The 21,886-nt window shown below is 62.9% G+C and carries 16 protein-coding genes; 9 read left to right on the top strand and 7 right to left on the bottom strand.

The genetic code is table 11. The features are described 5' to 3' along the window. The first annotated feature begins 67 nt into the window (after positions 1-67). From ACSQ3E_RS04255 to ACSQ3E_RS04230, 6 genes are all read left to right on the top strand, one after another. Positions 68-1,996, top strand: a complete 1,929-nt coding sequence (locus ACSQ3E_RS04255; protein WP_436121733.1) for a bifunctional 5-dehydro-2-deoxygluconokinase/5-dehydro-2-deoxyphosphogluconate aldolase — start codon at positions 68-70, stop codon at positions 1,994-1,996. A gap of 61 nt (positions 1,997-2,057) precedes the next feature. Next, positions 2,058-3,908: a 3D-(3,5/4)-trihydroxycyclohexane-1,2-dione acylhydrolase (decyclizing) gene (gene iolD, locus ACSQ3E_RS04250; RefSeq protein ID WP_436121732.1), complete on the top strand. Its 1,851-nt coding sequence runs from the start codon at positions 2,058-2,060 to the stop codon at positions 3,906-3,908. Positions 3,909-4,165: 257 nt separating this feature from the next. Continuing rightward, the gene (gene iolE / locus ACSQ3E_RS04245; protein WP_436121731.1) at positions 4,166-5,083 is read left to right on the top strand and encodes a myo-inosose-2 dehydratase; all 918 of its coding nucleotides are present in this window, start codon (positions 4,166-4,168) and stop codon (positions 5,081-5,083) included. 60 nt (positions 5,084-5,143) lie between these two features. Next, positions 5,144-5,347 (top strand): DUF3329 domain-containing protein, encoded by a 204-nt coding sequence (locus tag ACSQ3E_RS04240; RefSeq protein WP_310322085.1) that lies wholly within the window; start codon positions 5,144-5,146, stop codon positions 5,345-5,347. 4 nt (positions 5,348-5,351) lie between these two features. Beyond that, the gene (gene iolB, locus ACSQ3E_RS04235) at positions 5,352-6,164 is read left to right on the top strand and encodes a 5-deoxy-glucuronate isomerase (protein ID WP_436121730.1); all 813 of its coding nucleotides are present in this window, start codon (positions 5,352-5,354) and stop codon (positions 6,162-6,164) included. Positions 6,165-6,208: 44 nt separating this feature from the next. After that, positions 6,209-7,015 carry a 3-methyl-2-oxobutanoate hydroxymethyltransferase gene (locus ACSQ3E_RS04230; RefSeq protein ID WP_436121729.1) on the top strand — a complete coding sequence of 269 codons (807 nt, stop codon included), beginning with the start codon at positions 6,209-6,211 and terminating at the stop codon, positions 7,013-7,015. A gap of 37 nt (positions 7,016-7,052) precedes the next feature. On the opposite strand, the gene ACSQ3E_RS04225 is transcribed toward ACSQ3E_RS04230, so the two are convergent. The 5 genes from ACSQ3E_RS04225 to ACSQ3E_RS04205 form a co-directional block, all read right to left on the bottom strand. Further along, positions 7,053-8,675 carry a GNAT family N-acetyltransferase gene (locus ACSQ3E_RS04225; RefSeq protein ID WP_436121728.1) on the bottom strand — a complete coding sequence of 541 codons (1,623 nt, stop codon included), beginning with the start codon at positions 8,673-8,675 and terminating at the stop codon, positions 7,053-7,055. A gap of 38 nt (positions 8,676-8,713) precedes the next feature. After that, positions 8,714-10,057 carry an HlyD family type I secretion periplasmic adaptor subunit gene (locus ACSQ3E_RS04220; RefSeq protein WP_310322081.1) on the bottom strand — a complete coding sequence of 448 codons (1,344 nt, stop codon included), beginning with the start codon at positions 10,055-10,057 and terminating at the stop codon, positions 8,714-8,716. A gap of 15 nt (positions 10,058-10,072) precedes the next feature. Continuing rightward, complete coding sequence (locus tag ACSQ3E_RS04215) at positions 10,073-12,220, bottom strand: type I secretion system permease/ATPase (RefSeq protein ID WP_436121972.1); 2,148 nt, start codon at positions 12,218-12,220, stop codon at positions 10,073-10,075. 446 nt (positions 12,221-12,666) lie between these two features. Then, positions 12,667-14,697, bottom strand: a complete 2,031-nt coding sequence (locus ACSQ3E_RS04210; protein ID WP_436121727.1) for a type I secretion protein — start codon at positions 14,695-14,697, stop codon at positions 12,667-12,669. Between the two features lie 140 nt (positions 14,698-14,837). After that, positions 14,838-16,655, bottom strand: coding sequence for a hypothetical protein (locus tag ACSQ3E_RS04205; protein ID WP_310322078.1), 1,818 nt, complete (start codon positions 16,653-16,655; stop codon positions 14,838-14,840). Between the two features lie 720 nt (positions 16,656-17,375). On the opposite strand from ACSQ3E_RS04205, the gene ACSQ3E_RS04200 reads away from it, so the two are divergent. Next, a complete protein-coding gene (locus tag ACSQ3E_RS04200) occupies positions 17,376-18,197 on the top strand; it encodes a helix-turn-helix transcriptional regulator (RefSeq protein WP_310322077.1) in 822 nt (273 codons plus the stop codon). Positions 18,198-18,204: 7 nt separating this feature from the next. Further along, complete coding sequence (locus tag ACSQ3E_RS04195) at positions 18,205-18,687, top strand: hypothetical protein (RefSeq protein WP_310322076.1); 483 nt, start codon at positions 18,205-18,207, stop codon at positions 18,685-18,687. Between the two features lie 16 nt (positions 18,688-18,703). Here ACSQ3E_RS04195 and ACSQ3E_RS04190 read toward each other — a convergent pair whose 3' ends face one another. Then, a complete protein-coding gene (locus ACSQ3E_RS04190) occupies positions 18,704-19,261 on the bottom strand; it encodes a transglutaminase-like cysteine peptidase (RefSeq protein ID WP_310322075.1) in 558 nt (185 codons plus the stop codon). Positions 19,262-19,447: 186 nt separating this feature from the next. On the opposite strand from ACSQ3E_RS04190, the gene ACSQ3E_RS04185 reads away from it, so the two are divergent. Then, a complete protein-coding gene (locus tag ACSQ3E_RS04185) occupies positions 19,448-19,945 on the top strand; it encodes a hypothetical protein (protein ID WP_436121726.1) in 498 nt (165 codons plus the stop codon). Positions 19,946-20,047: 102 nt separating this feature from the next. On the opposite strand, the gene ACSQ3E_RS04180 is transcribed toward ACSQ3E_RS04185, so the two are convergent. Then, entirely contained in the window at positions 20,048-21,634 is a 1,587-nt protein-coding gene (locus ACSQ3E_RS04180) for an ABC transporter substrate-binding protein (RefSeq protein ID WP_436121725.1), read from the bottom strand. Between the last annotated feature and the right edge of the window lie 252 nt (positions 21,635-21,886).

Raw genomic sequence — 21,886 nt, 5'->3', positions numbered from 1 at the left:
TGCATTGTGTGGCCTGCTAACTGAACGAGCGGGCAGGCCGGCGCGGCGGAGCGACCGGGAGGACAGAATGACCGACCCCAAGAACCAGCCTACACTCGACGTTATCACCATCGGGCGCGCGTCGGTCGATCTCTACGGCCAGCAGACCGGATCGCGGCTGGAGGACGTGGCGTCCTTCGCCAAGTCCGTCGGCGGCTGCCCCGCCAACATCGCCATCGGCACGGCACGGCTCGGCCTGCGGTCGGCGCTGCTGACCCGCGTCGGCGACGAGCACATGGGCCGCTACATCCGCGAGCAGATGCTGCGCGAGGGGGTGTCCGACGGTGGCATCGCCACCGACAAGGAGCGGCTGACGGCGCTGGTGCTTTTGTCGGTCGAAAACGACAAGACGTTTCCGCTGATCTTCTATCGCGAGAACTGCGCCGACATGGCGCTGTCGGAAGCCGACATCGACCCGGCTTTCATCAAGTCGGCGCGGGCCATCGTCGTCACCGGCACGCATTTCTCGCGGCCCAACACCGATTCCGCCCAGCGCAAGGCGATGAAGCTGATCAAGGAAGCCGGCGGCAAGGTGGTGTTCGACATCGACTACCGCCCGAACCTCTGGGGCCTGGCCGGGCATGCGGCGGGCGAAAGCCGCTACATCGCCTCCGACAAGGTGTCGAACCACATCAAGGGTGTGTTGGGTGACTGCGACCTGATCGTCGGCACCGAAGAAGAGGTGATGATCGCTTCCGGCGAGAGCGAGTTGCTCGACGCGCTGAAGACCATCCGCTCGCTGTCCAAGGCGACAATCGTGCTCAAGCGCGGTCCGATGGGCTGCATCGTCTATGACGGGGCGATTTCGGATGATCTCGAAGCCGGCATCGTCGGCAAGGGTTTCCCGATCGAGGTCTACAACGTGCTCGGCGCGGGGGATGCCTTCATGTCCGGCTTCCTGCGCGGCTGGCTGGGCGGCGAGAGCCTTGCCACCTCGGCCACCTGGGCAAATGCCTGCGGTGCCTTTGCCGTGTCGCGCCTGCTTTGCTCGCCCGAAATTCCGACATTCGACGAGCTGCAGTTCTTCCTCAAGAACGGCAGCAAGGAACGGGCGCTGCGCAAGGACGAAGCGATCAACCACGTGCACTGGGCAACGACGCGCCGGCACGAGATTCCATCGATGATGGCACTCGCCTGCGACCACCGCATCCAGCTGGAAGACATCGCCAGCCGCACGGGCGCCGATCCGGCGCGCGTCCGCGACTTCAAGGTGCTGGCGGTGAAGGCTGCGGCCAAGGTGGCCGACGGCCGCGACGGCTACGGCATGCTGATCGACGAGAAGTTCGGCCGCGATGCGATGTTCGAATTCGCCCGCCATCCATTCTCCTGGCTGGGCCGGCCGGTGGAACTGCCGGGCTCGCGGCCGCTGCGTTTCGAGTTCTCGCAGGACATCGGCTCGCAACTGGTGGAGTGGCCGGTCGAGCACTGCATCAAGTGCCTGTGCTTCTATCACCCCGACGATCCGGCCGAACTCAAGGCCGAGCAGCAGCAGAAGCTGCGCACACTCTTCGAGGCGGCGCGCAAGGTCGGCCGCGAACTGCTAATCGAGATCATCGCCGGCAAGCACGGCAAGCTCGACGAAAACACCATTCCGCGCGCGCTGGAGGAGCTCTACGCGCTCGGCATCAAGCCGGACTGGTGGAAGCTTGAGCCGCAGGCGTCGGCGGCCGCCTGGAAGAAGATCGAGGCGGTCATCAACACCAATGATCCCTATTGCCGTGGCGTTGTATTGCTCGGGCTCGAGGCGCCTTTGGCCGAACTGGAAGTGGCCTTCGCCGCGACGTCGGACGCATCCGTCGTCAAGGGCTTCGCGGTTGGCCGCAGCATCTTTGCCCATGCGGCGGAAGAATGGATGGCCGGCCGCATGAACGACCAGGCGGCGGTCGACGATATGGCCCAGCGTTTCGAACAGCTGACCAAGGCATGGCTTGCGGCGCGCGACCGTCGGGCGGCATAAACAGACAGCTGAAGCGAGGCCGGCATCTTTGGATGCGCCGCTGAAGCGGGAGGAGAAGACGATGACCAAGACCGTTCGCCTGACCATGGCGCAGGCGCTGACGCGCTACCTGACGCGGCAGATGAGTGTGATCGACGGTAAGATGGTACCGCTGTTCGGTGGCGTCTGGGCGATCTTCGGCCACGGCAACGTCGCCGGTCTCGGCGAGGCGCTCTACCAAGTGCGCGAGGAGCTGCCGACCTATCGCGCGCACAACGAGCAGGCGATGGCGCATGCGGCGATTGCCTTCGCCAAGGCCAATTTCCGCCAGCGGATAATGGCCGCGACGAGTTCCATCGGCCCGGGCGCAGTCAACATGGTGACAGCGGCGGCACTCGCCCATGTCAATCGCCTGCCAGTGTTGCTTTTGCCCGGCGACGTGTTCGCCAACCGCGTGCCCGATCCTGTCCTGCAGCAGGTCGAGGATTTCGGCGATGGCACGGTGTCTGCCAATGACTGCTTCCGTCCGGTGTCGCGCTACTTCGACCGCATAACCCGGCCCGAGCAGATCATCCCGGCGCTGGCGCGCGCCATGCAGGTGCTGACCGATCCGGCCGAATGCGGTCCTGTAACCCTGTCGCTGTGCCAGGACGTCCAGGCCGAGGCCTATGATTATCCCGAGAGCTTTTTTGCCGAGCGTGTGTGGACGCCGCGCCGGCCGCGTCCGGACCGCGACGAACTCGCGACCGCGGCCGAGGTGCTGAAGGCGGCGAAGAAACCGCTGATCGTGGCGGGTGGAGGCGTGCTCTATTCCGGCGCGTCGGAAGAACTCGACCGCTTCGTTGAGGCCACCGGCATTCCTGTCTGCGAGACACAGGGCGGCAAGTCGGCGCTGACCGACGATCATGGGCTCAACATGGCGGCGGTCGGCGTGACCGGCACTGGGGCCGCCAATCGCCTGGCCGAGGAAGCGGATGTGGTGCTGGTGGTCGGCACGCGGCTGCAGGACTTCACCACGGGGTCGTGGTCACTGTTCAAGAATTCGGGCAAGACCATTATCGGGCTCAACGTGCAACCGTTCGACGCCGGCAAGCACCGGGCACTGCCGCTGGTGGCTGATGCCCGGGAAGGGCTCGCCGAGCTCGGTGCGGCGATCGCCGGTTACAAGGCGCCTGCAGTCTGGACCGAAAACGCCAGAACCGGAAAGGCCGAATGGCGCAAGGCAGCCGCCAAGGTGACGGCGGCGACCAACGCAGCGCTTCCTTCGGATGCGCAGGTGATCGGCGCGGTGCAGCGGACGTTGGGCAGCGACATCATCGTGCTGCATGCGGCCGGTGGCCTGCCGGGCGAGATGCACAAGCTGTGGCAGGCGGGTGGACCCGGCTCCTACCATTCCGAATACGGCTTCTCCTGCATGGGCTACGAGATCGCCGGTGGGCTGGGTGCCAAGATGGCGCGACCGGACAAGGAGGTCGTCATCATGATCGGCGACGGCTCCTATCTGATGCTGAACTCGGAGATCGCGACGTCGGTCATGCTCGGTCTCAAGCTCACCATCGTGCTGCTCGACAACAGGGGCTATGGCTGCATCAACCGGCTGCAGATGGCGACCGGCGGCGCCAACTTCAACAACCTACTGCGCGACAGTCGACACGAGGTGCTGCCCGACATCGACTTCGTCGCGCATGCGAAAAGCCTGGGCGCCAATGCCGAGAAGGCGGCGTCGATCGCCGATTTCGAAGCGGCGCTCGACCGGGCGCGGAAGAGCGACCGGACGACTGTCGTTTTGATCGACACGGACCCGCTGATCTCGACGGGCGAAGGCGGCCACTGGTGGGATGTTGCCGTGCCCGAGGTGAGCGCCCGTGCCGAGGTCAATGCAGCCCGCAAGGGGTATGAGGAGAAGCTCAAGCTGCAGCGGGTTGGGGACTGAGGGCCGGATTTGTGAGGTTGGCGCTGCCCCTCACTGTCCTGGCGGACATCTCTCCCCGTAAACGGGGAGAGAGACGCCAACCGCGACGCCGCTGCCAAACGCCACTGTTGACGATTGGCGATACGGTGATGCCAGCCGCTCTCTCCCCGTCTACGGGGAGAGATGTACGGCAGGACAGTGAGGGGCGGCGCTGACGACGACGAACACGCGATGCCACCGAGGCGGCGCTGGAACAGAACTGAGACTGGAGTGAGAAAGTGAAAGCCAAACTGGGCATGTCCCCCATCGCGTGGTGGAACGACGATCTTGCCGAACTGAGCGATGACGTGTCACTGGAGGAGTGCCTGCGGCAATCGCGTTCGGCAGGCTTCACCGGCATGGAGCAGGGGCGCCGGTTTCCTAGCACGCCTGAGGAGATGCTGCCGATCCTGAAGCAGGCCGACGTGACTTTGTGCGGTGGCTGGTTCTCCGGCACGCTGGTCAATGAGGAGCTTTCGGCCAACAAGGACCGCATCCAGCCGATGATCGAGCTGTTCAAGGCAGTCGATGCGCCGTGCATCGTCTATGGCGAGGTCGGTCGCTCGATCCAAGGCGACCGCTCCAAGCCGCTTGCCGGCAAGGCCGTGCTGTCAGACGACGAGATGAAGGCCTATGCCCGCAAGCTGACCGCGTTTGGCGAATGGTGCGCCGAACAGGGTATGCCTTTGTCCTACCATCACCACATGGCGGCGGTGGTGCAGTTCGAACACGAGCTCGACGCCTTCATGAAGTATTCTGGCGAGGGCATCCCGCTTTTGCTCGACGCCGGCCATCTCGCCTTTGCCGGCGGCGACGTTCTGCGCGCCATCGACAACCACCACAAGCGCATCAACCACGTGCATGTGAAGGACGTGCGTCTGGACGTGATCAAGGGGCTCGACTGGACGAAGCAGTCGTTCCTCGACGCGGTGGCGCTTGGCGCCTTCACCGTGCCCGGCGACGGTTCGCTCGACTTTGGTGCGATCGTGCAGAAATTCGCGGACTATGGTTATGAGGGCTGGTTCGTCGTCGAGGCCGAGCAGGATCCGAGGAAGAACCCGCCGCTGAAGATGGCGCAGGTCGGCCATGCCGAATTGATGCGGGCGATGACGGCGGCTGGCTACACCGTGGAAACGCAGGGCTTTCCGAATGCTTGAGCCGGGTGCTGGCTCCAGCTACGATCCACTGGTGTTGATCGTCGAGACAGCGAGTAATTGATGAACGACCAGAACCATCCGTTCCTTCGCCCGTTGTGGAGGCGCATAGCGCTGGTCGGCTTCTGCGCTGCCTGGTCGATCTTCGAGTTCGCCACCGGATCCGCATTCTGGGGCACGCTCGCGGGCGGCATGGCTGCGCTCGGCACCTATCAGTTCCTCATCGCCTACAAGCCCGGCGACGACGCCGCCACCGACAAGGAGTGACGAGATGTCGAAACTGCTGATCAAGCCCAAGCACGGCACCGGACGCGTCACCCACGTCACGCCCGAGACTGCGGGCTGGACCTATGTCGGTTTCGACCTGCACAAGCTGGAACCCGGCGACACCTTCGGCGACTGGACGGCAGACCGCGAGACCTGCCTGGTGCTCGTTTCGGGCAAGGCGCATGTACGCGTCGGAGAGGACGATCTCGGCACGCTCGGCGAGCGCATGTCGCCCTTCGAAGGCAAGCCGTGGTCGGTCTATGTGCCGGCCGGCGGCGACTGGTCGGTGCGGGCGGAAACCAATGTCGAACTCGCAGTCTGCACGGCTCCGGGCCTCGGCGGCAACCTGCCGGTGCGGGTGATCGGCCCCGATGACGTCAAGCAGGAGACGCGGGGCAAGGGCACCAACACGCGATACGTCACAAACATCCTTCCGGAAGGCGAGCCGGCGGATTCGCTGCTGGTGGTCGAGGTCATCACGCCCGGTGGCCACACCTCGAGCTATCCGCCGCACAAGCACGACGAGGACAATCTTCCCGCTGAATCGCTGCTGGAGGAAACCTACTACCACCGGCTCAACCCGCCGCAGGGTTTTGCCTTCCAGCGCGTCTACACCGAGTTCAACGATGCTGGCCATCGCGAGATCGACGAGGCAATGGCGGTGGAGGATGGCGACGTGACGCTGGTGCCGAAGGGCTATCACCCCTGCGCTGCCTGCCACGGCTACGACCTCTATTATCTCAATGTCATGGCGGGGCCGAAGCGGACCTGGAAGTTCCACAACGCCAAAGAGCATGAGTGGCTGCTGAAGGCCTGACAGCCTCAGAGAGCGCAACACATTCCAAGAGCGAGGACGAAACGATGGCACGCAACAGGCCAACGGTCGCGGATCTGCGCGCGTTGAAAGGCAAGAGGCAGCTGTCGAAGCTCAGGGTGACGACGCTGGAAGAGGCGGAGGCCGCCGAGCGCGCCGGCATCGATCTTCTGTCCGTTACCTACGGGCTGATGCTTGATCCGCGCTTCCGCGATGCGGCACCGACCTGCTTTGCGGTGCCAGGCGACGAGTACGGCATGATGGGTGCGACGACGGGCGAGATCCTGCGCACGGCGGTGAAGCTCAAGGCGGCGAGCGCCGATGCCGTCTACTGCTCGGCGGGCCTCAAGACGATCCGCCGGTTGCGCGACGAGCACATACCGGTCTGCGGTCATGTCGGGCTGATCCCGACGCATTCGACCTGGACAGGTGGCTTCAAGGCCGTCGGCAAGACGGCCGAGACGGCGGCGCTGGTGTGGAAGCAGGTTAAGGATCTCGAGGACGCCGGGGCCTTCGCCGCCGAAATCGAAGTGGTGCCCGCCGAAGTGGCGAGCGCGATCTCGAAGCGCACCTCGATGGTGCTGATCTCCATGGGGGCAGGTGCGGGCTGCGACGCGCAATATCTGTTTGCCGAAGATGTGCTCGGGCTCAATCGCGGCCACTATCCGCGCCACGCCAAGGTCTATCGTAACCTTGCCGCGGAATATGACCGCATCCAGCAGGAGCGGATTGCAGCCTTTGGCGAATATGCCGGCGACATCGCCAGCGGTGCTTATCCCGCAGCCAGCCACATGGTCGGCATCGACGCCGACGAGATGCGCAAGTTCGAGGATTTTCTGAGCGGGCAGGCCTAGGCCTGCCCGCTCCGGAAGGCGGTTCGCATACCAGCGTCTAGAGCGCCGTACTCAGAACCCGCGTCACCGACTTCCGATCCGGATTGAGCATGATGTAGCTCGGCCGGCTTTCCAGTTTCAGCCGCTTGAGCATGATCCTGGTCTTGGCCAGCAGCGTGTCGTCGCGCGATGCGGCCTCGAGCTTGTGCTCCAATGCCTCCAGCGTTTCGATCGCGTCCTCGATGCGGTCGAGTGCTGCCAGGCTCTTGGCCAGCGAGAACTCGGCTCCGGCGAAATCGGGTGCGAGCGACAGCACATTGCGGAACGCCTCCGCTGCCTCGATGTGCCGCGACAGCGCCTGCAATTCGATGCCCAACCTGAGCCATGCCTTGGTTGATGTCGGCACTGAATTGGCGAGCGTCTGGTAGTGCGCCAGCGCCTCACGGTGCTCGCCCTTGGCCGACAGTAACTGGCCGATGCCATACAGCGCGCGGGAATGGGTGGCGTCACTGGCGATGATCTGGCGGTAGCCGTTCTCCGCTTTTGCCAGTTGCCCTTGCTGGTGGAAGCGCGTGACCTCGGCGAAGATGCCGTTGAGCGAACGTGGATCGAGGCGGTCGCCGACATTGCGCCCGCTCTTGGTGTAGATCTGGGCGCAGTTGATCTTGCTCTCGGTCACGCCGAAGGCGAATTTGTAGGGCTCGTCGCCGCGCAGGAAGTCATAGGTGGTGAGGCCGTTCTCGATGGCCAGCTTAATGCAGTGGCCATGCAGGATCAGGCCGGCGGGAATGGAGGTCACGGTCTCGTCGCGGCCGGCCATGAAGAAGAGCAATGCCTTCTTGACCGGGTCGACGAAGATGGCGAGCGCGCCCAGCGGCCGGTCGCCCTGCCACAGGACCGGCAGGAACAGCGTGCCATTGCGGAAACTGTCGCGCAGCACGCGGCGATTGTTGTGCAGGATGGAGGCCAGCCGGTCGCCCTTGCGGGCGCCCCATTTTATCCGCCAGAGTTCGAGCAGCGTATCGATGTCGCGCTCGTAGGTGTCGGCATCTGCGCGGGTGATGCGCAGCTCGCCAGCATCGACCTTGCGCAGGAAGCGCCGCAGCTTCTGCCTGGTGTTGGTGCTCAGCACGTTTTCGAGATAGCCGTCGAAAGTGTCGGGCAGGGCGGCCGCGAAGCAGCGGCAGTTGTCGACATTGTCGGCCGCATTGACGCGGCTGAATTCGCGCATGGCAAAGATGTCGCGCGAGAACTGGCCGATGAAGGCGAAGACACGCTCCCGCGACATGCGCAGGTTTTCGAGATTGAGCCGCGCCCAGCCCATCTGGGCGACGTGGCGGCCGAAGGCCTTCAACGCCATTTCGGCATGGCCGGGATCACAGATGGCGCCGGTGTAGTCGGCGGCATTGTTGCCTGCCATGCTGATCTCGTTGAAGAACAGCCCGGTGGCGCCGCTCATGCGGGTGCGCATGCGCAGGGGCATCAGCGCGACATAAGGCGATCCCGGATCGCCAAGCCGCGCGGCAAGCACGAACCAGGCGCCCTTGTAGAAGCGCATGTAAGGCACCAGCCATGCCCACGAGACGAAGAACTGCGCCTCCGGGTCGGCCTTGTACAGGCGCTCCCAGTCCTGTTGCAGCTTAGCCAGCGCTTCAAGATCGCTAATGACGTCGACCTGCATTTGTGTCCCCCTCAACGACATGGCTTCTCCCCCCTCGCTCAACGCTCCATGAATGCGCGCGACATGCTGTCGGCGATCGGCTTGGTCAGATACCTGAAGAATGTCCGCTCCTCGGTCTGGACCAGCACCTCGGCAGGCATGCCGGGCGTCGGCGAGAAGCCGTGAACGCGCGAGATCTGGTCCGCCGACAGGCTGACGCGGGCGACATAGACTTCGCGCGCCACCGGACCCGAAGTGTCAGGCAAGGCGTCGGCGGAGACGTAGATCACCTGGCCGTCGAGCACCGGCGTGGTGCGCCGGTTGAGCGCCGTGAGCCGCACTGTGGCCAACTGGCCGACACGGACGTTGTCGATGTCGGTGCGCGAGATCAGTGTCTCGATGACCAGTGGAACGTCGGACGGCAGGATCTCGACGATCGGCTTGCCGCTTTCGATGACGCCACCCGATGTGTGGTAGTACATGCGCACGATGGTGCCGGCGACCGGCGCGTTGATCGTCACGCGGTTGAGCACACTCTGCGCCTGGCGCAGCTGTTCGCGGATCGTGTCGAGATCGCCTTCGAGGTTCTGCAACTGCTCGAGGGCTGCCTGCCTGTAGGCTTCCTCGGCCTGCTTGATCTGCTGTTCGAGCTTGATCGTTTCCGAGCCGATCTCGGAGACCTCGGCGGCGAGGCGGCCGATCTGCCCTTCGGCATCGGCCATTGCGCGCTGGATCGCCTTGATTTCGGTTGCCCGCAGCAGGCCTTTGTCGAGCAGCGACTTCTTGCCGGCATACTCTTCCTTCATCAACGCCAGCTGCCGTTGCACGGCGTCATGCTGTTGCTGATAGCCGTCGGCGCGGTAGCGGTAGGCGGCGATGTTCTGCTTGAGCAGGCCGATCTCGCTCTGCAGCTTGCCGCGCGCGGCGGTGAAGTTCAGCTGCTGGCCTTCGACGATCGGCTTGATCTCCGGATCGTTGATGTTGTCGCTGACGTTGCCGGGGAAGGTGATGCTGGGGGCGCCGCTGATCTCGGCATTCAGCCGGGCGGCGATGGCGTCAAGGCGTACCTGGCGCAGGAAGAGCTGCCGCTCGGCTGCCTGTGCTGCCGTCTCGTCGAGACGTACCAGCGGCTGGTCGTAGCGAACACGGTCGCCCTCGCTGACCAAAAGCTCCTTGATGATGCCGCCTTCGAGATGCTGGACGATCTTGTTCTGACCTGCGGCGACAAACGAGCCCTGGGCGATGATCGCGGCGGCAAGTGGGGCGGTGAAGGCCCATGTGCCGAAGCCGCCGAAGGTGAGCGCTATGAGGAGCAGGCCGACCTTGGTCTGCTTGCCGATCGAACGCGGCACGTCGGCGTACCATTCGAGGTCGTGGACCTTTACGATTGCCGTGTCGCTCATGACATTGCCCCCTACTTACGGAATCTGATGGCCGAACGAGCCGCCCTCGATGCTCAGCCCACGCTGCGCAAGCGCCTGGAGCACGTCCTGACGCTGGCCGAACAAGGCCACCGTGCCGTTGACCAGCAGCAGGATCTTGTCGACGCTCTGCAACAGCGCCGGTCGCTGCGTGATGGTGATGACGGTGATCTTGTTTTCCTTGGCGTGCTGGAGCGCGCGGGCAAGTGCCACGTCGCCGGCGGCGTCAAGGTTGGAATTCGGCTCGTCGAGCACGACCATTCGGGGGTTGCCGAAGAAGGCGCGGGCAAGCGCGATGCGCTGCTTCTGGCCGCCGGAGAGGGGGGCGCCATCGGCGGCGACAAAGGTTTCGTAGCCGTGTGGCAAGGTGGCGATCATCTCATGCACGTCGGCAAGCATCGCCGCCTGGTAGATCTCGGCGTCGCTGACATCTTCCCGCATGCGGGCGATGTTGGCCTTAATCGTGGCAGGGAACAGCTGCACATCTTGCGGCAGGTAGCCGATGTTTTCGCCGAACTGGCGCTGGTCCCAATTGCGCAGGTCCATCAGGTCGAGGCGCACATTGCCCGATGTCGGCAGGATCGATCCGACAAGCATCTTGCCGAGCGTCGTCTTGCCGGCGCCCGAATTGCCGATGACGGCAAGCGAGTCGCCGGGAGCGAGCGCGAAGGTGATGCCGTTGAGCACGACGCGCTTGGTGCCCTGGGGCACGAACAACAGGCGCTCGACGTCGAGCCGGCCTTCCGGGCGCGGCAGGTTGAGCCGTTCGAAATTGAGCGGCGACGTCTGCAGCAGGCTGGCGATGCGGCCATAGGCGGCGCGTGACTGGATGACCTGGTTCCAGCCTTCAATGGCGCCTTCGATCGGGCCCAGCGCGCGGCTGGCGATGATCGACGCGGCAATTACCATGCCGCCACTGAGGTGGCCGTCGAGCGCAAGATGGGCGCCCCAGCCGAGCATGGCGACCTGGGTGAGCAGGCGGGTTGCCTTGGATGTCGCGGCAAAGGCGATGTTGCGATCCTGGGCAATGACCTGGGCGCGCAGCGAGCTCGCGGTGTCCTTGCCCCAGATGCGTACGGCTTCCGGGATCATGGCGAGCGCGTTGATGATCTGCGAGTTCCGCGACATCGAGTCGAGATGCAGATTGGCTTTGCTCTGGAAGGTGTTGGCCTCGCCAAATGGGGCCGCGGTCGAGCGCTGGTTGATGATGGTGATGACCAGCAGGATCAGCGAGGTGGTGACCACGATGAAGCCGAGATGCGGATGGACGAGGAATACGGCGAGCACGAAGAGCGGCGCCAATGGTGCATCGAGCAGCGTCAGCAGCGTGCCCGATACCAGGAATGAGCGCAGCTGCTGCAGGTCGCTCAGGGTCTGGTACTCTCGGCCGTTGCTGTGCAGCGCGGCGCGTGCCGCGGCACTCAGGATCGGCGCGCCCAATTGGGCAGCGACCTCGACGGCCGTCCGCATCAGGATGAGGCGGCGAATGGCGTCGAAGATGGTCTGCAGGACTACAGCGCCGACGATCACGACCGTCAACATGACCAGCGTGTCGACGGACCGGCTGGTCAGCACGCGATCGGAAATCTGGAACAGGTAGAGCGGGATCGCCAGCACCAGCACGTTGCTGGCCAGCGTGAACAGCATGACGATGAGAAGGTTGCGCTTGACAACCTTCAGGCCGGTCTTGAGCGAGGCCGAGAAGTCGATCGGGCCGAGGCGCTTGTGGAAGACGCCACCACCACCGCCTCCGCCGCCACCCCCGCCGCCACCGCCATCGACGTCGCCGCCGTTCGGACCCTTGGCTTCAGGCAGCTTTTCTTTCGCCTTGATCGGGCCGCTGTCAGCGTCGATCACCTTGCCGACTGGCATCGAGGTGTCTTTCATCTCGGTCTTTGCCGGTCCCTGCGGTTCGCTTACCCGCATCGCGGGGCGAGGGGGAGCCGATGCAGCCGCTGCGGCCGGCTGAGACGCCTCTCTGGACTCTGGCCTCGCTTGAGGGGCCGCAGCCTGGCGTTGGGGCGCAGCAATGGGTTCCTCCGGAGTTGCACGTGTGGCCGGTTGAGGCCGCGTGCCCGGTGCTGCTTCGGCGGGGGCAGACGCTTGGGGGCGTTGAGCCGTAGCGCTCCGCTCCGGAGGTATGATCGAGGGCTCAGACCGCCTCTCGGATGGCTGATCAGTGTACGCCGGCTTGGTGCTCGGCTGTGGAGATTGCGGCGCGACTGTCGCCTTGGCATCCGCTTGAGGAGCTTGGGGAGTGGGTGCCGCATTGGCATGGGCCTGGGGAGATTGCGGAGCGGGCGCCCGGGCCTCCGGCGACGCCCGTCCTGCCGGGGTGGCCTTGGCTTCCGGCTTGTCGCCAGCGACGTCGCGCAACTCGCCCACCACGTTTTCGATGTACCGCTCCAGCCTGTCCAGCGCCTGCTCCTGGGGAGCTACCGCGTTCGACAGCCGCGCCTGTGGCAAGGGCCTGGGCTCCGATGACCGTGGACGCGCTTGCGGGCTGTCCTGACTGTCGCCGTCGTCCGGCACGTTCTGAAAACCACTCCAGCCTTCACGGTCGTCGGTCATCTTATGCCCCTCTTGGTCGACTAGCCCAGCATGTGCTGCATGACGTCAGCCGACGCGGAATCTGCGGGTTGCGGTACGATCGGATTGGCAAGGGCGGCATCACCCGTGTCGTCGCCTCCGTCGTCGAGAAAAGCGACGGCTTCGGTGACGAGTATGTCGGGGTTCTGCTCACCCAGATCCGGATCGCTGGAGACCAGGTTTGCCTGGATCAGTATTTCGTCGGAATAGCTGTCGCCGCCGACGTAGATCTTGGAGTAGCCATCGACGTCGACGATGGTCGCATCATTGACCAACTGGTTGCCGCCGGTGGTGATCGTCCATTCCGTGTCGGGGTTGGCGGTCATCTGGTTCATGGCGAGCGCGACCTGGTCGCTGTCGCCCACCACGGTCGTCTGCTTGATGTACTGCAGATTGTAGACGTCGCCCGAGATGTAGAGCACGCGCAGCACGCCGATGCCGTCAAAGGCACTGTCATGCAAGACCGCGTTCGGCAACTCGTCGTTGCCGCTCGCCAGATTGTCGGCCGCCTTCTTGTAGTAGCCGGGCAAATGCTCGTCGTCGTTGCCATTGCCGACATTGATGATGCTGGCCTGGTTCCAAAGCAGGTTGCCGGTCGTCGAGGCTGAGCCTTCACCTGATGTCGAGAAGCCATCGACCGCGCCGATCATGTCGTTGTCGATCAAAAGGTTGAGCTGGTGGATGATGCTGGCGTCGTAGATGTTGCCGCCGATGATGATCAGATCGTAGTAGTTGCCCAGTTCGTTCAGGCTGACGCCGTTGAAGGCGACATTGTCGCCGGTCGAGACGACCGACTGCACGCCGGACGAGGAGGCGATGCAGACATCGTTGTCGGTGATGAATGCGTACTGGTTGATCCAGTTCATCATGATCAGGTCGCCCGAAATCTCGGTGACCACGTAGTAGGCGGGGAAGCTGGGCGGCGCCTCAGAGGGTGCGTCTACTTCTCCTGCCGAGGGATCGATGTGCTTGAACATCGCGATGTTGAAGCTCTGGTCCTGGCCACCCGGATCGAAAGGCCAGCCACCGACTGCCGCGCCAATGCTGTCGGCGTCGCAGGAGGCGTTGATCTGGACGATCGCGTTGACCGAGAAATGGTCACCCATGACGGCCACGACTTCGGCCGAGACCCATTCGTTGACGACCACGGCGTTGTTGATGACGGTGTTGCCACCCGTGCTGATCTCGACGCTCGGGTTTGCCGTGCCGTCGCCCCAGCCGTCCATGAAGTCGCTTGATTCCGGGGAAACGCTGGTGTCGAGCGGTGCGTCCGGTCCCTTGGCGTCCTCGTCCTCTTCCTTCAGGAAGTTGACGTGGTCTTCCATCTTCGGAACGTCGGCCTCGTCGACCAACTGACCATTCATGTAGGTGCCTTCGATCGTCTCGCCCTTGGTGGTGAAGACGTCCGCGTTGCCATGGTCGTCGGCATCGAAGCTGTCGAACCGCGCGATGGCTGTCGTGACGAAGCTCGCCATCTCTTCGGTGGTGCCTGGAAGGGTCAGGTCGTCGATTGGCGACAGGTCGGCCGCGGCCTGTTGCAGATCGGTCATCGGGGTGTCATCGACTGGTGGTGGGGTGAACTTCAGCCCGCTGCCGCCAAAGCCAACATAGTCGTTGTCGGAAAGCCGGATCTCCTGATTGATGATGACGGCCAAATCGCCCGGCGGCTCGATTTGAGGCAGGACGACGCCGCCCGACCCGACCGTCGTGGGATCGGGAGAATGAGCGAAATTGCGCAGGAATGGTCCGTCGGGGACGTCGACATCCGGCGGGGTGAACGTGACCTTCGACCAGACCGTGAGTTCTTCGATTTCGGGCCTTACGCCGATGTACTTCAGGCTCGGATCGAAATCCTCGAGGGAATGGGAGGTGTCGACCTTGATGGCGGCCGTCTGGTGCTCGGGCAGTTGCTCTTCGGCTTCCTGCTTTGCCCGGAATTCGTCATAGGCCTGCTTGAGGCGTGCCTCCTCGCTGGCCGTGTCGAACAGGCCGACGAAGTGCGCGATCGTCTCGGTGATCCTATCAAAATACACGGCATACATCACGGTGCCTCCGCCCGGAGTTCAGGCACGGTGAGGCTGCACATGCTCCACCGGCCAAGATGGACTGCGCGGGGTTACCCCGCGCAGTCCGGCTCATTGGTTCCGCGAGGCGGAACTCTCATGCCGATGGCTTAGAGCGTGCTGTGGTCGTTGGAGTCTTCGCCCGTAAGCGTCTCGTGGAAGTTGCCGCCCACTACGGTCATGTCGACCGTATTGCCTTGCAGGTTGGCACCCATCACGATCTGCTGGTTGAAGGCACTGGTGTCGATGATGGCATCGGCGCTCGCATGGCTCTCGCCGGTGACATAGCCGTCGTCGCCGTTCTGCGAGCCCCACATGCCGCCTTCGCCGCCTGCACCACCGGCGCCAGCCCAGGCTTCGCCGACCGTGCCGCCGCCGCCGCCGCCGCCAGCCCAGGCCCCGCCACCAGTGGCGTTGCCACCCGTGCCGTCAGCCCAGGCGCCGCTCAGTGCGTTGCCGCCGTCGCCGTCGCCATATGCCCAGGCGCTACCGCTAGTGCTTGCGCCGCCAGTTGCGGCACCTGCCGTTGCGGATCCACCGGTGCCTGCGCCGCCGCCGCCGCCGCCGCCGCCATTGCCTTCGCCGTCGCCATTGCCTTCGCCATATCCGACGCCTGCGCCGAGGCCGAAGCCGAGAGCATCACCGGTATCGCCATTGGCATCGCCGGCGTTCGCCTTGGCGTCGCCGCTGTCGGCGTCTGCATCGCCGGAATCGGCGTCGCCGCCGCGGCCGGTGTCGGAATCAGCGTCGCCGCCGTCGCCCTTGGCATCGCCGCCTTCACCGAAGTTCAGCACCGGGATGACCGGTACGAATGCGTCGATGCCGTCGCCGCCATCGCCCTTGGCGTCACCACCTTCGGTGTCGCCGCTGTCGCCACCGCTACCGGCGTCGGCCTTGCCGGAATCGGCATCGGCGTCGCCGCTGTCGGCCTTGGCATTGCCGCCATCGCCCTTGGCATCGCCCGAGTCACCTTCGCCCGCGCCCAGACCAAGTCCGGCACCGAGGCCGAGACCGAGGCCGAGACCGAGACCGGTGCCACCGTCGCCACCCCTGCCGCCGTCGCCCTTGCCGCCGTCAGCGTCGGTATCGGCGCTGCCGCCCTTGCTGTCGCCACCTTCGGCCTTGGTGTCGCCCTTGGCGTCGCCGCCCAATGCAGCGCTCAGCGCCAGGCCACCTTCGCCCTTGCCGCCGTCGGCTTCGCCGCCCTTGGCATTGCCACCGTCGCCGCCATCGGCTTCGCCGCCCTTGGCTTCGCCACCGTCGCCGCCGCCGCCGCCGGCATTGATGCCTTCTTCAGCGGAAGCGTGGCCACCCTTGTTGTCGAATTCCTGCTTGAAGTCGCCGTCGTTCTTGACGGTTGCTTCTTCAAGCTTGTCGTTGTCGACCATGTCGGCGGTTTGATTGATGAGGAAGGCGTTGCTGTTGGCGCCCATCGAGCCGTTCAAGATGTCCTTGAAGTTGATGTCGTCGCCCGGGTCGTAATTGACGTCGCCGTCCTTGCTGAAGAGCACGTCACCCTTGATGTCGCCACCACCAGTGTCGATGTCGGCGAAGTCGTTGTCTTCCTTGTAGTCGCCGAGACGGCCCTCGACGTCGACATCGACGTCGACGTCGACGTCGACCTTGGTCTCGTTCTTGTTCTCGTTGGTATTCTCGTTCTTGGATTCGTTCTTATTCTCGTTTTCGTTCTCGGACTTGTTCTCGTTCTCGTTCTTGGATTCGTTCTCGTTCTTATTCTCGTTTTCGTTCTCGGACTTGTTCTCGTTCTCGTTCTTGGATTCGTTCTCGTTCTTATTCTCGTTTTCAGACTCGTTCTTATTCTCGTTTTCGTTCTTGTTTTCGTTCTCGCTGTCGCCGCCCAGCTCGATTTCGTTGCCGACGAACTGCAGGCCAAACGCATTGAGATTGTTGCTGTTACGATCAGACATCGTCTTGCCCTTAAAGTTAGGACCGCGATCGCTGGACCGTTCTCATCTTTCACACGGTCTTGGGGTCACGCGGGCTGTTGTCTATTTTCCACTGTATTCAGATGGATTTGAGGGGATCGACAGGCCGAGGGGACTGATGGCCATTGATCCCGCATCGTTGTTGACTGGCCGATACCTCCCTTGTTGAGTGTGGGGGCGATGCTCGGAGTCTTCACAATGCCGTGAACGTTACGCCGTTTATGAACGGCATTGGATGTTCAACTTTGAAGCCCCGGAAACGCCACGCCCATGCTGGCGGAACCAACAAAGTCTGTGGCCGAGGCCGTGAAATTGTAAGCTGACAGTTCGCGCTAGGCTGTTTGGGTCAATACGCCAAGAAGTCGCGGCGCTGATCTAGCTATTGCTGTCGATGATCGGTCAGAAATATTGACCTCTTGCCAATAATCTACGATTGCAAGTCACTTGCAGGAGAATTGCCCAAGTTCCGGCTGCTTGCATCGGGCAAAAAAGTCCATGCCGATGATCGTATGGTTGGGCTAGCCGAAATAGGCCGAAGGGCTAGCTCGCAAGAGCGCCCAATTGTCCGGAAGGGCTATGCCGGGGCAGCCGCTAGCTCATCTTGCATATACCGAACCGTTAACAAGCGGTATATGGTATCTGGATAATACTCCCCAAGAGGCGGCAACTGGGGGAAAAAAGACGCGCATTTGTGAACATTGGGTGGGTGACCTCATGTACCGAGTGGCAATTCCCAGCGCACGCCGCGCCAACGGAGCCGATGGCTCCGCGCAGAAGACTTGCAAGACTTTGCTGATTGTTGCTCCGGCCGATTTCGTGTCGGAGAGCCTGATCTTTGCGATCGAACGCGAGTTCCACTGGATCACCGTCGATCAGGTGCCGACCCTTGCCGATGCCTGTGTGGGCTTTGATGCCCCTGTGTCGCTGATCCTCGTGGAGGCCAGACAGCTGCCTCAGGTTGCAGCCCAGTCCGACCGGCTGGCGCTTCTGCATCCGTCGGCGCAAATCATGCTGATCCAGGAAGAGGGGCGGCAGGAGGTTTCGATCCGCGACGTGGTTACCGCGCGCAATGTGCGCGGCGTTCTGCCGATGAATCTCAAGCTTGACGTGTGGCTGTCGGTTGTCCGCCTGGTGTTGCGCGGCGGCGAATACTTCCCGTTGTCACTGTTCGAGCCGATCATCGAGCGGCGACGTGCCGGCGTTACCGGACCTTTAGTCGGTTTCGACGCTCCAAAGAAGGCACAAGTCGCGCCAGACAATGAAGGGGACGACTTCGACGAACTTACAGAGCGTGAGTTGCAAATCCTGGCCATGGTCGCCCGTGGCCTGCAGAACAAGCTGATCGCCGCCGCCCTCGGCCTTTCCGAGCATACGGTGAAGATCCATCTGCACAACATCATCACCAAGCTCGGTGCCCACAACCGCACCGAAGCTGCCGCGGTCTTTCACAAGCGGCGGGACAGCGGCGGCGAGCGGCGTATCGGCGATGTCGCTCTGCTTCATGCGCAGCAAACGTTGTCATGAGAGCAAGATGCCGCGTTTCCAGGACGTGCTGCTTACCGTTGGCCAGCTCAATTACACGTGGACCAACACCGAAAGCCTGCTCATCTATTTGATCGCCGGTCTTGCCAAGATCGACAAGGAAACGGCGATCATCATCTTCCTGACATTGAACACGACACGTGCGCGCCTCGACCTCGTCGAGCGGCTCGCCAAGATGGCGAAGACCCCGCAGGCCTGCAGGGACTCAGTGCTTTCAGTCGCCGACCAGCTGACGCACCAGGGCAAGCTGCGCAACAAGTACAGCCACTGCATCTATTCGTTCGACGAGACCGGCACGCGTGCAAGCACCCAGCTGATGCGCATCTTCGACAGCAAGGACAGCGTCCGCTACGGCAAGAACGAGGAACTCGACGACAACGAGATGCATCGCATCTCGGCCTCGATCGAGGCGATCAGGGACATCAACCGGCAGATCTGGAAGATCGTCGAGGAGAACTCGTTTCCGCACTGAGCGGAAACGGGGCTTCTCAAGCGCCGATACGCGTCCACCTTCCGCTCTCCGACTGCGACTGCCGCGCAAAGTAGCGATAGGGCGTGCTTTTCCAGTTCCTGATGGCGCCGGTGCGGTTGTCCAGGATGAGATCGCCGCTGTCGGTGCGAACCGTCAGCACGGTGTGTCCGGTGCCGCCATAGGTGGCGACGGTCAACAGCAGGGTGGAAGCCGGCCAGCCGAGCTTTCGCAACTCGTTCTTCTTGAGGATGGCGATGTCTTCGCAATCGCCCACTGATGTCGGCAGCCGCCAGTCGTCGTCGCGCCCGGTGGTGGCGATATCCTCACGTTGCTGGATGCGCTGGTTGACCGAGGCATTGACCCGCTTGAGGTCGCGCATGCGCGCTTCGGTCAGCGCCATCACCTTGGCCTTGCCGGCGGTGCTGCATAGTCCCGGTTGTCTAGTGCAAAAGGTGTTTGCCGCCGGCGGGGCAAAGGCATAGCCGACCGTGCTCATGCTTGATCCTGAGGTGGCAGACTGGCTGCAACCAGCAGAAAGCAAGGCGATCGCAACGAGCGCCGCGAACTTATGCATGTGCTGTTCCCCCTCTCAATGGGTACTAGCAGACAGCATATTAGAGCTAGATAAATCAACCCATGAGAGCGATCTTTGCACCGATTTCAAAAGGTTGTATGATTAACAAAGTGTTTCCGATGATCGGAACACGTGATCATAGCGCCAGTTTGGGGACGGGCGCGTTTTTTCCCTCAGGAGGAAGAAATGACGACGTACCCAACCTGCGTGCGCAGGATTCACACGATTCTGCTGGTTTCCTCTGCTCTTGCGGCAGTCAGCTTTGTTTTCCCCGCTTCTGCCCAGAGCAACGTCCGGCCGCTCATGACGGCGGCGCAATGTCAGCCACTCTCCCAAGGCAATTATGAAATGTGCTGCATCGCACTCAACCGCAGCAGCATCATGTCGGCTGACGCGTTGGCACAATGCCCGCCACTGACAACGTCGCTGATCGCGGCCGCATTGGCCGGTAGCGAGAATGATGGCGATGACGAAGGCACCGGAGACGACGGCGATAGTGGCGACGACGGTGACGATGGTGATGATGGCGACGATGGTGATGATGGCGACGACGGCGACGACGGCGATGATGGCGACGACGGCGATGACGGCGACGACGGCGACGACGGCGACGACGGTGACCACGGCGGTGGCGGTGGCGGCGGTGGCGGCGGCGGCGGCGGCGGCGGGGGTAGTGACGACTGAGCCTAGCCGAACCTGATTGGGCAACACGCGATATCTGCCGGGCGGCAACTGCCGCCCGGCATCTTGTTGAATGGCGTCTGTCTCCGCGTTACCTGAAGGCGCCTACTTGGACACCGCCCAATAGCGGTCGTCGGCGAAAGTCGTGCCCATCATCAGGCCCTTGATCCGTGCGCTGACGCCGACCTTGCGCACTTCCTGGAACATCATGATGAAGGGAGAGGTGTCCGTGTGCACCTTCTGGATCGCCTCGTACATGGCCTTGCGCTTGGCGGTGTCCTGTTCGCGCACGGCGGCCATTGCGTCAGGCGAAAGGGTGCCGGCGTTCCAGCCGAAGCGGTCGGCCAAGCTGTCAGAGCCGTCGGGCGCGTCCTGCTTGTTGACCGCGAAGGCCTTGGCGTTGGAGTGTGGGTCGGGGTAGTCGGGCCCCCACAGGCCAAGCCAGATGTCGAGGTCGTGGTTGCGGTAGCGCTCGAGCCATTCGCGGCCCCCGATGATTTGCAGATTGAGATGGACGCCGGCCTGCGCCATGGTCGCCTGAATCGCCTTGGCAAAATCGGTGAAGGGTTGGGTGTCCCACACCACCATGTCGAGCGAGAACTCGCCGCTGACCCCACCTTCGGCCAGCAGCTCCTTCGCCTTCTCGACGTCGAAGCTGAACGGCTTGTAGGCGATGGCGCCGAGGAAGCCGTTGGGTACCAGTGTCTGGTGCACTTCCATGGTACCGCGCGAAATGGTGTCGACGATGCCCTGGTAGTCGACAAGGTATTTCATCGCCTCTACCACCTTGGGATTGGCGAGATACTGGTTCCGGACGTTGAGGCCCATGTAATAGATGTTGCCCGAGCGGCCGTGCATGATGGCCAGCTTCGGGTTGTTGGTCAGGGTGTCGAAATCGTTGGGCCCGAGCCGGTTGGCGATGTCGATCTCGTCGGTTTCGAGCAGCCAGCGCTGGGCCGAGCTTTCGGCGACATGGCGGATGAGCACGTGCTCGACCTTGGCCGGCTCGCCCCAGTAGTTGTCGTTGCGGGTCAGCAGGATCGATTCCCTGGGCTGCCATTTGCTAAGTACAAACGGACCTGACCCGGCGGAATTCTGGGCCTTCAGCCAGCCATTGCCGTAGTCGCCGTCGACTTCATGCGCCTTGACGATTTTGCTGTCGACGATGGCGCCCATGTAAGATGACAGGCAGTAAAACAGGAAACTCGGCGAATAGGTGTCGGCGATCCTGATGACCAGGGTCTGAGCGTCGAGTGCCTTGATGCGGTCGTCGACATTGTCGGGCGAGAAGCCGAACTGGCCGATGATGAAGGCTGAGCGTGACTTGAGGTGAATGACCCGCCGGAGCGAGAATTCGGCGTCCCATGCTGTCACCGGATTGCCCGAGGCAAAGCGTGCCTTCGGGTTCATCTTGAAGGTGAAGGTCTTGCCGTCGGGCGAAATCGTCCAACTTTCGGCGAGCAGGCCTTTGATGCGGGTCGGGTCGTTGACGTCGAATGTGAGCAGCGACTGGTAGATCTGGCTGCTGGTCAGCACGCCGCCGACTTCGCCGACCTCGCCCGGATCGAGGGTTACGACGTCGTCGATGGCATCGGCAACGACCAGCGTATCGTCAGGCGTATGGGCAAACGCAATCGAGACGGCGAAAGCCATCCCGAACATCGCTGCAACCATTGCCTTGAGCAAACGCATGCCTCTGTCCCCTCATGAGCCTTTGCTGCGGCCCAAATCATCGGCTCGGCGGCGTTGATCAGAAAGTCGTCGTAATAGACCGATTTGTGAAGGGGTTATATTCTTTATTCCGCATATGAACATGCAACTTGATTTAAGGAATGAAATTCTATTTTTCTCCACATTCTCCGTAATTCGTTTCGGTAGGGCCGTCGATTAGGGTCTCCGGTACCGTGTTGGCGGCTCGATTCCGGATTACTAATGTGCACAACG

This window comes from Aminobacter sp. LjRoot7 (assembly GCF_964252895.1).
GTDB classification, from domain to species: Bacteria; Pseudomonadota; Alphaproteobacteria; order Rhizobiales; family Rhizobiaceae; genus Aminobacter; species Aminobacter aminovorans_B.
Note: the sequence above shows the minus strand (reverse complement) of the source record. Positions and strands in the feature narration are given on the sequence as shown.

Coding starts and splice junctions, on each gene's coding strand:
- ACSQ3E_RS04255 (WP_436121733.1), top strand. CDS start 68: ATGACCGACCCCAAGAACCAGCCTACACTCGACGTTATCACCATCGGG.
- iolD (WP_436121732.1), top strand. CDS start 2,058: ATGACCAAGACCGTTCGCCTGACCATGGCGCAGGCGCTGACGCGCTAC.
- ACSQ3E_RS04240 (WP_310322085.1), top strand. CDS start 5,144: ATGAACGACCAGAACCATCCGTTCCTTCGCCCGTTGTGGAGGCGCATA.
- iolB (WP_436121730.1), top strand. CDS start 5,352: ATGTCGAAACTGCTGATCAAGCCCAAGCACGGCACCGGACGCGTCACC.
- ACSQ3E_RS04230 (WP_436121729.1), top strand. CDS start 6,209: ATGGCACGCAACAGGCCAACGGTCGCGGATCTGCGCGCGTTGAAAGGC.
- ACSQ3E_RS04225 (WP_436121728.1), bottom strand. CDS start 8,675: ATGCAGGTCGACGTCATTAGCGATCTTGAAGCGCTGGCTAAGCTGCAA.
- ACSQ3E_RS04220 (WP_310322081.1), bottom strand. CDS start 10,057: ATGAGCGACACGGCAATCGTAAAGGTCCACGACCTCGAATGGTACGCC.
- ACSQ3E_RS04205 (WP_310322078.1), bottom strand. CDS start 16,655: ATGTCTGATCGTAACAGCAACAATCTCAATGCGTTTGGCCTGCAGTTC.
- ACSQ3E_RS04195 (WP_310322076.1), top strand. CDS start 18,205: ATGCCGCGTTTCCAGGACGTGCTGCTTACCGTTGGCCAGCTCAATTAC.
- ACSQ3E_RS04190 (WP_310322075.1), bottom strand. CDS start 19,261: ATGCATAAGTTCGCGGCGCTCGTTGCGATCGCCTTGCTTTCTGCTGGT.
- ACSQ3E_RS04185 (WP_436121726.1), top strand. CDS start 19,448: ATGACGACGTACCCAACCTGCGTGCGCAGGATTCACACGATTCTGCTG.
- ACSQ3E_RS04180 (WP_436121725.1), bottom strand. CDS start 21,634: ATGCGTTTGCTCAAGGCAATGGTTGCAGCGATGTTCGGGATGGCTTTC.